9 protein-coding genes are annotated in these 12,854 nt (G+C 76.1%); 3 read left to right on the plus strand and 6 right to left on the minus strand.

All coding sequences use genetic code 11. From position 1 onward, the window contains the following. Nucleotides 1–48: 48 nt before the first annotated feature. Together ACGFNF_RS25890 and ACGFNF_RS25895 are read left to right on the plus strand one after the other, a co-directional pair. Nucleotides 49–2,949 (plus strand): AAA family ATPase, encoded by a 2,901-nt coding sequence (locus tag ACGFNF_RS25890; RefSeq protein ID WP_357579839.1) that lies wholly within the window; start codon nt 49–51, stop codon nt 2,947–2,949. 93 nt (nt 2,950–3,042) lie between these two features. Continuing rightward, nucleotides 3,043–4,482 (plus strand): hypothetical protein, encoded by a 1,440-nt coding sequence (locus ACGFNF_RS25895; protein WP_357579840.1) that lies wholly within the window; start codon nt 3,043–3,045, stop codon nt 4,480–4,482. Nucleotides 4,483–4,518: 36 nt separating this feature from the next. On the opposite strand, the gene ACGFNF_RS25900 is transcribed toward ACGFNF_RS25895, so the two are convergent. The 3 genes from ACGFNF_RS25900 to ACGFNF_RS25910 form a co-directional block, all read right to left on the minus strand. Further along, nucleotides 4,519–5,760 (minus strand): VWA-like domain-containing protein, encoded by a 1,242-nt coding sequence (locus ACGFNF_RS25900; RefSeq protein ID WP_357579841.1) that lies wholly within the window; start codon nt 5,758–5,760, stop codon nt 4,519–4,521. Further along, nucleotides 5,757–6,983: an AAA family ATPase gene (locus ACGFNF_RS25905; RefSeq protein ID WP_393171277.1), complete on the minus strand. Its 1,227-nt coding sequence runs from the start codon at nt 6,981–6,983 to the stop codon at nt 5,757–5,759. Before ACGFNF_RS25905 ends, ACGFNF_RS25900 begins: the two co-directional genes overlap by 4 nt. Before the next feature lie 65 nt (nt 6,984–7,048). Then, nucleotides 7,049–8,455, minus strand: coding sequence for a hypothetical protein (locus ACGFNF_RS25910; RefSeq protein ID WP_357579843.1), 1,407 nt, complete (start codon nt 8,453–8,455; stop codon nt 7,049–7,051). A 303-nt stretch (nt 8,456–8,758) separates the two neighbouring features. On the opposite strand from ACGFNF_RS25910, the gene ACGFNF_RS25915 reads away from it, so the two are divergent. Further along, entirely contained in the window at nt 8,759–10,153 is a 1,395-nt protein-coding gene (locus ACGFNF_RS25915) for an N-acetylmuramoyl-L-alanine amidase (protein WP_357579844.1), read from the plus strand. Nucleotides 10,154–10,201: 48 nt separating this feature from the next. On the opposite strand, the gene ACGFNF_RS25920 is transcribed toward ACGFNF_RS25915, so the two are convergent. The 3 genes from ACGFNF_RS25920 to ACGFNF_RS25930 form a co-directional block, all read right to left on the minus strand. Beyond that, nucleotides 10,202–11,101: a serine hydrolase domain-containing protein gene (locus ACGFNF_RS25920; RefSeq protein WP_357579845.1), complete on the minus strand. Its 900-nt coding sequence runs from the start codon at nt 11,099–11,101 to the stop codon at nt 10,202–10,204. A gap of 70 nt (nt 11,102–11,171) precedes the next feature. Continuing rightward, nucleotides 11,172–12,044, minus strand: a complete 873-nt coding sequence (locus ACGFNF_RS25925) for a peptidoglycan DD-metalloendopeptidase family protein (protein WP_357579846.1) — start codon at nt 12,042–12,044, stop codon at nt 11,172–11,174. A gap of 125 nt (nt 12,045–12,169) precedes the next feature. Continuing rightward, complete coding sequence (locus ACGFNF_RS25930; protein ID WP_357579847.1) at nt 12,170–12,592, minus strand: DUF6234 family protein; 423 nt, start codon at nt 12,590–12,592, stop codon at nt 12,170–12,172. Nucleotides 12,593–12,854: the final 262 nt, after the last annotated feature.

Here is a 12,854-nt window from a genome sequence, read left to right on the forward strand (position 1 = left end):
ACAGCACCGCGTTGGGCGAGGCCTGCCTCCTCGGATAGCGTGCGCAGTGTGTACCGCTCCTCGAAGTTCATCGGCAGGGACGCCGAACTGCGCGCGGTGCTGGACAGCCTCGAATCGGCGCGGGCGGGGCGGGGCGGCGCGGTCTTCGTGGTGGGCGAGAGCGGCGTCGGCAAGTCCCGCCTCGCGTCGAGGGTCGCGGAGCTGGCCACCGCGGCGGGCATGCGGGTGATGCGGGGCCGGGGCAGCACGATCGGCACCGCGGTGCCGCTGCGCCCCCTCACCGAGGCGCTGCTGTCGCTGCTGCGGTCCGGGCCGGTCGACCCCACCGTGCTCGGGCCGTACGGCCCGATCCTCGGCCGGCTCGTCCCCGACTGGGGACGGCCGCCGGCCGACCAGGAGAACGCGTCCCTGGTGATCCTCGCCGAGGCCGTCCTCCGGCTGACCGGCGTGGCCGGCGCGGGGCGGGGTTGCCTGATGCTGCTGGACGACCTCCAGGACGCCGACACGGAGACGTTGACCGTGCTGGAGTACCTGATCGACAACCTCGCCCTGCAACCGACCCTGCTGCTGGGGGCGATCAGGGCGGAGCCCTGCGCGGCGTCGACGATCGCCCGCTCGGCCGCCCAACGCGGTCAGTGCACCCTCATCGAGCTGGGCCGCCTCGACGACGACGCGCTGCGGCAGATGGTCGGCGCCTGCCTCGACGCCGACCCGGAGCGGGTGCCGGCGGCGGCGCACGCCCTCGTCTCGACGGGCAGTGCCGGCAACCCCTTCCTGATCGAGGAACTCGTCGCCGGCATGGTCGACGGCGCGCTGCTGATCGGCGGCCCGGCGGGCTGGCGGCTGTCCGAGGAGCTGCCCGCCGCCCTGCCGGGCACCCTGGCGCGGGGCATGGCGCAGGGAGTCGAGCAACTCGGCCCCCAGGCCCGGGAGCTGCTCTCGATGGGCGCGCTGCTGGGCCAGCGGTTCCCGCTGGCCGTGGTGCAGGCGGCCACCGGGCTGAGCGACCACGACGTGCTCGACCATCTGTGCGGCGACGTCGCCGGGCGACTGGTCACGGTGGACGACCAGCTCACCGACTGGTACGCCTTCCGGCACCGGCTGACCCGGGAGGCGCTGCTCAGCCTCCTCGGCCCCGCCGACCGCGCCCGGCTCGCCCAGCGGATGGCCGACGCGGTGGCGGCGGTCTTCCCCGGCCTGCCGGGCGAATGGTGCCAGGTGTCGGCCACCCTGCACCTGGAGGCCGACAACCCGGAGGCGGCCGGTCGGCTGTTCACCGAGGCGGGCCGGCGGGCGATCGCGCAGGGCGGCGCCACCACCGCGGTCGCCCTGCTGGACCGCGCGATCGGCCTGCTCGGCGAGAACCCGGTGGCCCGGGCCGCCGCCCTCGAAGCCCTGCTGCACGCCCTGGCGGAGGCGGGACTGGTCGAGCGGGCGCTCGCCTCGGTCAGCACCCTCGACCAGATCGGTGGCGTCGATCCGCGCCGGCGGGCGCAGCTGCACACCCGGCTGGCCTGGGCCGCGACGGTCGCCGGCCGCTCGGCCGAGGGGCTGGCCCAGGTGGAGCAGGCGCGCGCACTGCTCGGCCCGGACGCCGCCGCCGAGGACACCGCGCCGGTCGACGTGGTCGCCGCCCACCTGGTGCTGGACACCGCCGGGCAGGACCAGCTCGCCACCGCCGAGGCGCTGGCCCGCCGCGCAGCGACCGTCGCCGAGACCGTCCCCCTGCCGGTGGTGGCCTGCCAGGCCTGGCAGCTGCTCGGCGCGTTGATCCGGCATCGCGATCCGGCGGAGGCGACGCAGTGCCTGGAACGGGCCCTGGCGATCGCCGCGCAGCACCGGCTGCCGATCTGGGAGATCCACGCACTGATCCGGCTCGGCAACGACGACGCGCTGCGCGACGCGCGGCTGGACCGGCTCGAACAGGCCCGGGAGCGGGCCTCCCAGGCCGGCGCGGTGACCGCGCGCCACCAGGCGGAGGCCAGCCTCGCCCTGCACGCGGTGCTGCGGGGCGACTTCGACACCGCGGGTGCCCTCGTCCAGCAGGTGCTGGCCGCGACCACCCGGCTGAAGCTGCTGGAGACCACCCAGTACGTGCTGCTGGTCAGCGCCGTGCTCGCCGCGCACCAGGGGCGGCGCCGGGAGATGGAGCACGCGCTGGCCGAGTTCCGCCGGTGGAGCGGCGACCAGGCCCTGCACGCCTCCCGCGTACACGGGCTGGCCAGGGCCTTCTGCGCGCTGCTGGAGGAGGACCGGCCCCGCGCCCTCGACGAACTGGCCCGCGCGTTCCACGCCGAGGCGCAGAGCCCGACGGTGTTCCACCTCTCCGGCCGGCACGGCCTGCACCTGCTGCTCCAGGTCACGTCCGGCGAGGCCGGCTGGCCGGCGTACGAGGCGGTGCAGGGCGACTCGGCGAGCAGGCTGCGCTGGGACCTGCAGTTCGCCCTCTTCGCGAAGGCGGTGCTGCTCGGCCGGTCCGGTCGGCCGGAGGAGGCGGCGGAGGCGGCGACGGAGGCGATGCGGGCCGGGGCGCCGTACGCGATGGGCCGGCACCTCGCGTTGCGGCTGGTGTGCGAGGCGGCCCTCGCCGACGGGTGGGGCACGCCGGTGCAGTGGCTGCGCGCCGCCGAGGAGCACTTCCACCGCAGCGACGTGCCGGCCGTGGCCAGCGCCTGCCGGGCCCTGCTGCGCCAGGCGGGCGTACGCATGACGCAGCGCCGCTCCGGCGCGGGCGACATCCCCTCCGGCCTGCGGTCGGTGGGCGTGACGGTGCGGGAGTTCGAGGTGCTGCGGCTGCTGGTCGGGCGGCTGAGCAACCGGGAGATCGCCGGTCGGCTGCACCTGTCCCCGCGCACCGTGGAACGGCACGTGTCCAGCCTGCTCGGCAAGACGGGCCTGCCGAACCGGATCGCGCTGAGCGAGTACGCCGCCGAGGTGGAGAGCGGCTGAGCCGGCCGTCCCGGCCGCCCGGCGGTCCCCGCACCGACGTGCGACCGCTTTGTGGGGCCACCGCCCGACGCTCCGCGCTGGCAGGATGGCCGGATGGACCTCGACACCGGCGCCGGGCTGCTGCACCGGCTGACGTCCTACGAGCCGAGCCGCGAGTGGGACGTGCCCGTGGACGATCCGCGCGTCCGCCACGACCTCGTCCCGAACGACCCCGGGACCCTGCCGCCGCCCATGAAGGGCTACCCGGACGGCCCGGCCGTCCTCGCCCTGCCGCGCGACCTGCCCGACCCCGGCGTCTCCGCGACCGCCGTGCTGGCCGGCGTCGCGGCCCCCGCGCGGCCCCTCGACGCGGCGCAGCTGGGCCGCGTGCTCTTCCTGGGCGCCGGCGTCGTGCGCACCGCCGAGCGCAACGGCCGCCCCTTCCTCTACCGCGCCGCCGGCTCGGCCGGGGCGCGCTTCCCGCTGGAGGTCTACGCGAGCACCCGGGGCGTCGCGGGGGTGCCGGACGGCGTGCACTGGTACGACGCGCGGCGGCACGCGCTCGTCCAGGTGGCTCCCGCCGCGACCGGGGCGGTCACGACGCTTGTGGTCACGGGCGTGCCGTGGCGCACGGGGTGGCGCTACGCCGAGCGCGGCTGGCGACACCTCTACTGGGACGCCGGCACGCTGCTGTCCCAACTGTCGGCGGCCGCCGACAGCGCCGGCCTGTCGCCGCGGCTGCGGTCGCTCTTCCCGGACGCCACCGTGCGCGCGCTCGTCGGCGCGGACGGGGTGCACGAGTACCCGCTGGCCCTGCTGTCCTTCGGCGACGGCGATCCGGCGATCGGGCCCACCGGGCCGGCGCTCCCCGGTGAGCTGCCCCCGGTCGAGCTGCCGCTGTGCACCGCCGCCCAGCGCGCGGGCGAGCGGGACGTGCTCGGCGCGCCCTGGCCGTCGGCGGAGCCGCTGCCGGCGTACCCGCCGTCCGACCCGCTCGACGAGGTCGTCCGCCGGCGCGGCTCGCAGCGGCGGATGGACAGGTCCCGCACACTGCCGCGCGCCCTGCTGGAATGGCCCCTGGCCGCGGCCCTGCGCGGCGTGCCGGTGCCGCACTGGGTCGCCGTGCACGGGGTCGACGGGGTGCCGCCCGGCCTCTACCGGTGGCCCGACCTGTCGACGCCGCTGCGCGCCGGTGACCTGCGCGACGAGTTGCTCCGGGTCTGCCTGGACCAGGCGCTCGCCGGCGACGCCGCCTACGTCGTCGTCGCCGCCGCGCCGATGTCGGCCCTCGACGACCGCGGCTACCGCGACGCCCAGCTCGCCGCCGGGCTCGTCGAGGGCCGGCTGCACCTCGCGGCGTACGCCCTGGGCGCGGGCGCCTCCGGCATGACCTTCCTCGACTCGGACGTCCCGGGGCTGCTGGGCGAGCCGGACGACCTCGCGGCGCTGCTCTTCACCTGCGTGGGCGTCCCCGAGTACCGCTCGCGCGCGGGCGGGCGGCCGGGCGCCCCGGTCGAGATCCGCCCGGTCACGCCCCGCCTCGGCGGTTCGTGACGCCGCCCCGGGAAGCTGGGCCACGCCGGTGCCGGACTACCCGATGACCACCACCCGCGCCCACTCCGGTGGTGCGTCCGGCACGTACTCGGGATCGTCCTCGTTCCACGATCCGGAGTACGTGTGCCGGCGGGGAAACAGCCCGACCACCGTGCGGCAGGGCGGCCGCGCGGCCGGCCAGGGCGTCTGCCCGTCGGTCAGGACCACGACGACGTCCGGGCGGGGCCGGGTCCGCAACGCCCGGGCGAAGCCCGTACGCAGGTCCGTCCCGCCCCCGCCCACCAACGGGATCTCCTCGGCGCGGCACAGCGGGTGCACGGTCCGGGCCGCCGCGTCGCAGGACAGCACGGTGACCAGGTCACGCCGGCCGCCCACGGCGCGGGAGATCGCCGCGACCTCGAGCAGCGCGCTGCCCAGTTCGGCGTCGCTGACGGACCCGGAGGTGTCGACGACCACGCAGACCCGAGGGGGCATGCGCCGCAGGCTGGGCAGGACGACGCCGGGAACCCCGGCGGAGCGCCGCGCCGGCCGGCCGTACGTGTAGTCCTCGCCCGCGCCCGCGCCGGAGGCCGCCGAGCGGATCGCCGCCCCCAGCAGGTCCCGCCACGGCTGGGGCGGGTGGAACGCCTCCTCCGCCCACCTCCGCCAGCCCTGCGGGACGTCCCCGGGACGCCCGGTGATGCCCTCCGCCACCCGGAACCGCACCGCGTCGCGTTCCTGCGCGCTGAGGCCCTGCGCGCCGTCCGGCCCCAGGTCCCACTCCCGCTCCGCCCCGTCGGCGCCGCTGCCGCAGTCCAGCCAGACCAGCCCCTGCGTACGCGGCCCGAGCCGGAACTGTCGCAGGTAGTCCTCCATCAGCTCCCCCTCGGGCAGCCCCAGCGTCGCCGGGTCCACGACGCCGTCGGGCCGGGCCAACCCGTCGCCGAACACGTCGTCGTTGATCTCGCAGTCGGCGGCGATGTTCATCCGGAGCCGCTCCCCCGGCCCGGTCAGTCCCCGTTCCCGCGCGACCCGGTCACTGCGCCCGTGGTGGTCGCGGAGCAGGTGCGAGACCTCGTGCACCCACACCCCGGCGAGCTCCTCCACCGGGGTCCGGTCCACGAACACCGGGGAGACGTAACACCGCCAGTGCTTGTCCACCGCCATCGTCGGCACCCGGCGGGACTCCACCAGGTGCAGGGCGAACAGCGCCGACGCCAGGTAGGGCCGGACCCGGACGGCGTGCAGCCGGGCGGCGAAGAGCTTCTCACGGTCCAGCGTCCCCGGTTCCGGGCTCACCTGCCGCTCCCCGCGGCGGCGAGCCGGGCCTGGTCGGCTCGCCGGGACACCGACACCGCCCCGGCGAGCCGTTCGATCGCCGCCGGCACGTCCCAGTCCTCGCGGCGCAGGGCGGCGAGCGTGCTCGCGGGAACGACCACCAGGTCCGGCGGGCCGGTCTCCAGCGCCCGGACCAGCAGCGTCCACGCGGCCTCCCAGCGCCCCCTCTCCGGGCGCCCGCGGACGGCCTCCACCACGCCGTCCAGCACGGTCTGCCGCAGGTCGCCCCGCTCGGGCAGGACCGCAGCCGCCGGGTCGGCCAGCAACGTCTCGGGGTCGGGGAGGTCCATCCGGTCCATGCTGGCGAGCAGTTCCAGCCCCGGGCCGTCGCCCACCGTGCCCCGTACCAGCATCGAGAGCACCTCCCGGGAGGTGCCCGCCGCGGTCGCGAAGGCGATCAGGCGCAGGGTCATCTCCCAGCTACGGGGCGAGGGCCACGGGCCGCCCCGGCGGGTCTCGTTGCCGGGCAGCCGGTGCACGAGCGCGGGGCGGGCCGACAGTAGCCCGCACACCGCGCGCCGGGCGAAGGTGACGGCCTCCGGCAACCTCTCGGGGTGCAGCCGGGGCGGCGCGGTCCGGGGCCAGGTCCCGCCCAGGCCGCGTACCACGACCTCGTGGTCGTGGACCCACTGGAGATGGACGAAGCGGTTGGCCAGGGGCGGGCTCAGCTCCCAGCCGTCGGCCGCCGAGGACCGGGGGTTCGCGGCGGCCACGATCCGGATACCGGGCGGCAGCCGCAGCGCGCCCACCCGCCGCTCGAGCACGAGGCGGAGCAGGGCGGCCTGGACGGCCGGCGGGGCGGTGGACAGCTCGTCCAGGAACAGCAGCCCGCGGCCGGCGCGGACGAGGCGTACGGCCCAGTCCGGCGGCGCCATCGGGACGCCCTGCGTCGCGGGGTCGTCACCGACGATCGGCAGTCCCGAGAAGTCGGACGGCTCGTGGACGCTGGCGACGACGGTCGTCAGCGGCAGGTCCAGCGCCTCGGCGAGCTGTGTCAGGGCAGCGGTCTTGCCGATCCCCGGTTCACCCCACAACAGCACGGGCAGGTCGGCGGCCACTGCCAGGGTCAGTGCCTCCAGCTGCGTGTCGGATCGCGGTTCGGTGGTGGTGTCGCGCAACAGGGAGAGCAGCTCGGCGGCGACGGCGAGCTGCGGATCGGGGGTCCGGTCGACGGCAAGGGACATGGTGATCACCTGTGGTTTCTCGTGGTGGGTGCAAGAGCGAGGTGGTGCGGGGCCGGGGCCCTCGGTCAGCGGGCGATGCCGTGGCGCGGACGCGAGCGACGGTCGCGGGTACGGCGACGCTCTGCGGCGGCGGGGCCGGGGCCGGTCCCGGCCAGTCCCGCCCGGAACAGCCCGTACGTGACCCGCCGCAGTGCGGCCGTCTCGAGTTCGTTGCGCAGCGCCCCGTCGCGCACCCGCGCGTCGGGTCCGAGCAGGGCCTCGACGACGGCGAGCGCGCCGGCGGTGTCGCCGTGGTCCAGGCGGGCCCGGACCTCGGGGAGGCACTCCGGGTGGCGGTGTGCCTCGTCGATCGCCTGGAGGCAGGGCAGCGGGGTGCCGGTCAACGCGGCCAGGAGTTCCTCCCGGCGCACCTCGGCCGGGTCGTGGTCGAGCGCGACGAGCGTCCCGCCGGCCAGGCCGATCCGGTGCCAGGCTCCCCGGCACCGCACCCGGCGCGGCTGTCCCGCCCGGTCCGTCGTCCGGGGCGCGGTCCCCGCCGGGCGGCCGGGTGCCAGGGCCGACGCGACCAGCGGATGCAGCCGGTCGGCCTCGATCAGCCCGCTGCGGAGCAGTTCCAGGTCCGGCGACACCCAGGTCGCGGCGTCGGGCAACACCGGCGTGGACCCGTGCGTCCCGACGCGGCTTCGCATGGGCGACGACGCGGTCCGCAGCTCGGGCGGGCCGGGACCGTCTCCGGCCGCCACCTCCAGCAGCAGGTGGCGGCGCGCCCCGACCCGTACGACGACCGGACCACCGGCCCGTCCCTCGGCGCGCAGCAGGATGGCTGCCTCGGCGGGCCACCTCCGCACCGCCCAGCCCCGCCGTCGCCCGGCCGTCCGCAGCGGTTCCGGTAGGACGGCGCAGGGGTCGTCCTCGGGCGGCCGGTCCGCCCCCGACCGGACGCGCAGCTCACCGGCCCGCCGCGCGTCCCACAGGTGGCGGTGCAGGTCGAGACGGAACCGGCGGTCGGGGTGCGGGTGCGGATGGCGACAGGGCCCGGAGCCGGAGCGGGACCCGTCCCACAGCGCCAGGCTGAACCGCTGACCGGCGTCGGCCCAGGCCGGTGGCGTCCGGACCACGAGGTGCACGGTGTCGGCGGGGCGTCCGCCCCGGTCGTAGCGGGCCAGCGCGATGGTCAGGCCGGGGCGCAGCAGCCCGTCGGGCGCGATCCTCGGCAGATGCCAGCGCAGCAGGTCGGGAGCCAGGTGGCGAAGGTCGGCGCGGAGCCGGTCGGCGAGTTCCCGACCGTGGGTACGGGCCACGGAGCGCATGTCGACATCGGCGTCGACGCGGGCGGCGGCGCACGCCCCGGCCCAGTCCCCGACGGCCCGACGGGCGGTGGCAACCTCGATCATGGACGGCGGCACGGCGAACTCGCGCACGTGCGGCCAGAAGGACGGACGAAGGTCCGGACTCGCGGGTCGGGAGTGCATCAGCACTCACCTTGCGAGAACCGGGCCTCCGATCTGGTGAGAGAGGAAGTCGTCATCGGCGGGGAGCATACCGGTGCGGGCACCGGACCCGCCAGGCCCTATCCCGTCCCGGCCGGGGCCGCCCGCTTCCCGCCCGTCCACTCGGCGCGGTGGTGCCACGGAGGCGCCCGGCGCACCAGGTTGAAGGTTTCCGCCACCTCGCCGCACCGCCACGGAGGGCATTTACATCGCCGTCCGTCGCGGTGTACGTTACCGCCACCCGCCGATCCTCATCGACATTGGCGAATATTGTGAGGGGTGCAGATGACTGCTCGACTCGCCGCGCGACGCAGGCGTGGGCTGCTCAGCGCCATGCTGGCCGCGACCCTGCTCCTGACTGCCGAATCAGCCCTGGCCGCCGCGCCCGTGTCGGCCGCCCCGGAGGGGGCCCCACCGGCGGCCGCCCGGCTGGCCACCGCCTTCGACACCGCCGCCGGCCGGTACGACGTCCCCCGCGACCTGCTCGTCGCCCTCGGCTACGCCGAGACCCGCCTGGACGGGCACGGCGGCGCACCCAGCGCGGCGGGCGGCTACGGCATGATGCACCTGGTCAGCAACCCCAAGCTGCACACCCTGGACGAGGCGGCCACGCTGACCGGGCTCAGCCGTGCCGCGCTGCGCACCGACGCCGCCGCGAACGTCGCCGGAGCGGCCGCCGTCCTGCGCTCCTACGCCGACCAGGCCGGCCTGAGCGCGGCCGGGCGCGACGACGTCGACGAGTGGTACGCCGCGGTCGCCCGCTACGGCGGCGCGGCCAGCCCGTCGCTCGCCCGCCTCTACGCGGACGCCGTCTACGACCTGCTCCGCACCGGCTTCGACACCGGCCATGCCGGGGTGGCGCGGGTACCCGGCCGCCAGGTGGCACCGGATCGGGACCTGCCGGGCGGCGAATCGGACGGGCCCGGCACTCTCAGCACCGACTACGGACCGGCCGCGTGGGCGCCGGCGAGCACCAGCAACTACACGGTGGCGAGCCGACCCACCAGCCACTCCGTCAGGTACATCGTCATCCACGTGACGCAGGGCAGCTACGCCGGCTCGATCAGCTGGTTCCAGAACCCGGCCGCCCAGGCCAGCGCGCACTACACGTTCCGCTCCTCCGACGGGGCGGTCACCCAGTCGGTGCGGGAGAAGGACATCGCCTGGCACGCCGGCAACTGGACCTACAACACCCAGTCCATCGGCATCGAGCACGAGGGGTACGTCAACAACGCGGCCTGGTTCACCGACGCGATGTACAGGGCTTCCGCGACGCTCACCCGCAGCCTCGCCAACAAGTACGGCATCCCCAAGACCCGGACGCACATCATCGGTCACCACGAGGTCCCCGGGGCCACCCACACCGACCCGGGCCCGAACTGGAACTGGTCCTACTACATGCAGCTGGTGAACCAGCAGACCGGCGTCGGCTCCGGCACGGTGAACACCGAGGGGGTGAGCCTCAACGTGCGTTCCGGGCCCGGCACCGGCTACGCCGTCGTGGGTTCCGTCGCCGACGGCGCGACCGTCAGCATCTACTGCCAGGCCGTCGGCACGACGGTGACCGGCCCCTACGGCACGAGCAACGTCTGGGACCGGATCGGCACCAACCGCTACGTCTCCGACGCGTACGTCCTGACCGGCCACGACGGCTTCATTCCCGGCGTGCCACGCTGCTGACCACCACGGCCGCTGCCGTCCGCCCGCCGGGTGGACGGCACCGGCGCGTCAGCACCGCGCGACGACGAGCTCGTGGATCGCGGTGAGCAGCTCCTCGTCGCGCTCCGCGTGCGCGGTCACCGTGACGGCGGCCCGGCGCGCGGGGCTGACCACCACGTACTGGCCGTAGCGGCCGTCCAACCGGTACGTGCCGGCCCGGTCGAGCCACACGCCCAACCCGTATCCGTGGGTGTACGGCTCGCCGTACGTCACGGCGCTCGTGTCGACCCGCTCCCCCGTCATCCGCCGCACGTACCGCGCGGGCAGCACCTGCCGGCCGTCCCACCGGCCCTCCTGCAACAGCAGCCGGGCGAACCGCGCGAGTTCCTCCGTACGCAGGAAGAGGTCGCTCTCCGCGAGCGGGTGGCCCAGCGGACACGCGTGCCAGGCCGGGTTGTGCAGGTCCAGCGGCGCGAACAGGCGCGGCAGCAGGAACGAGCGCAGGTCGGCCCCGGTGACCCGGGCGATCACCCGGCCGAGGGCGTACGGACCCGAACCCGTGTACGCGAAGCGGGTCCCGGGCGCGGCGGCGAGCGGCGCGGCGACGATCTCGTGGAGCAGGTCGGCGGCGGTGATCCGCTCGTCGGCGAACCAGCGGTGGCTGGTGCCGCTGGTCATCGTCAGCAACTGCCGGAGCGTGACGGCACCTAGCCCGTCGGCGGCGATCGGCCGCAGCTCGGGCAGGTGGTCCAGGAGGCGGTCGTCGAGGCTCAGCCGTCCCTCCGCCTCGGCCAGCCCCATGGCCACGGACGTGAACGTTTTGGCGACGGAGTACACGTTCACCCGGTCGTCGGACCGGAAGCGGTGTGCCACGGGCGGGTGGCCCTCGCGGTGGACGTGGATGCCGTACGTGCCCAGGGCACGGTCGCGGTCCGCCCGCACGAAGTCGTCGAGGAGTTCGGCGCTCACGGGCGGACGATACGCGTCCGGTCCGCGCCGCGCCGCCGCCCGTGCGGCCAGCGCGGCGGGGCTGTCGCGGTCAGTCCCACCTGTCCTGGTTGAGGAAGCGGGCGAAGCCGCGCCACGAGTTGGGCCCCATGACCCCGTCGATCGGGCCGGTGTAGCCGTGGCCGGAGGCGAGGCGCTGCACGGCACGCCAGGTGTTCGGGCCGGGCTGGCCGTCGATCGGCCCGGTGTAGCCGTAGGCCCGCATGGCCCGCTGGAGGGCGGCGTAGGTGTTCGGCCCGGGCACGCCGTCGACCGGTCCGGTGTATCCGGCGGTGAGCCGCAGCCAGTTCTGCATGCGCTGGTAGAAGATGACGCCGGGGACGCCGTCCTGCTCGGTGGAGGTCTTGGGCAGTCGCCCGGGTACGGGGTTCTGCCCGATGTAGGCCAGCGGGTCGATGCGTACGCCCGCCGGGTTGATCATGTGCCAGTGCACGTGCGGCCCGGTGGACGAGCCCGAGCCCGGCGCTCCGGCGGCGCCGCCGGAGAGGCCGACGACGGTGCCGCCGGCGACGGCCGCGCCGTTGCCGAGCAGGAACTGCGACAGGTGCATGTACTGGCTGCGGTACCCGTCCGCGTGGTGGATGGTGACGGTGTGCCCGCCCGTGCCGTTGTACGGGATGTTCTGGACGGTGCCGGCGCCGCAGGCGGGCAGGCGGGTGCCGACCGGCATGCCGAAGTCGACGCCGCCGAGCGAACCCCGGTTCAGGTGCTCCTGCCAGGTGCCGGTGACGGGATACCCGGAGAAGGGGTGGTAGATGGCGGGGGCGGCGTACGCGCGGCCGGGGATGGCCAGCCCGGCCAGGGCGCCCGCGCCGAGGGCGGCGCCGAGCAGCACCGCGCGGCGGTCGACACCGGCGACCGCCGGTCCGTCGCCACAGCACGCGGGTGGGTCGAGGTGGTCCATCGCGTGCTCCCTGCGGGTCGGTACGCCGGTCGAGCCTGTGACGATACATAGCCGCAAATGAATCTGTCGACCATCACGCTCCGCCACGGGCGACGGTCCCGCGCCGTACCGCACCACCGGGTCGCTCAGCCGCCCGGGCAGCGGCTGTCACCGCCGCTGTGCTCCTGGCAGGTCGTCGGCGCCGGGAGCGGCGCGGCCGGCGGCCGGAGGGTGCGCGCGGCATCCGCGACCGCCGGCGCCAGCGCCGCCGCAGCCACGACGGCGAGGAGCAGGTAGACCAGCCCGGTGCGGCGGTACCGGCAGCCGAACGCCACAAGCGCGATGACGGCCGGCCCGCCCGCTGCCGTCGCCGCCAGGCACAGCAGAGCCTGGGCGGAGCGGCGCCCGAATTCCGCCGACCGCCCGCCACCGTTCGAGTGGTGGTCGGCCCAGCCCTCCATGCCGATGGTGAACAACCACCACAGCAACGCCAGGCACGCCACCACCCAGACCACCGTGAGGAGCACGAGGGCGTACCGGGACCGGGCGGCGGGTGTCGACGAGGTCATGCCGTACAGCCTCGCGGAGCCGGGGCCGCGGGACGTGAGCCCGGGTACTCACCGCGCGGGATCTCCCGCACCCCGACGTACGCGCGGGGGCCGGGTCGGCGCTGACCACGCGTCAGGCCGCGGCGCTTGCGGCGGGAGGGGCCGCCGCCGAGGACGGCGGCCCGGCGGGGGGGGGGGGGCGGGCGCCCCCCCCCCCGGGCCCGCCCCCCGCCACCCGGGGGCGGTGGGGCCGGGGCGCGGCCCCCCCCCGCGCGGGCCGCGC

Origin of the sequence: Micromonospora sp. NPDC048868 (assembly GCF_043198195.1) — a bacterium.
Classification (GTDB): Bacteria; Actinomycetota; Actinomycetes; order Mycobacteriales; family Micromonosporaceae; genus Micromonospora; species Micromonospora reichwaldensis.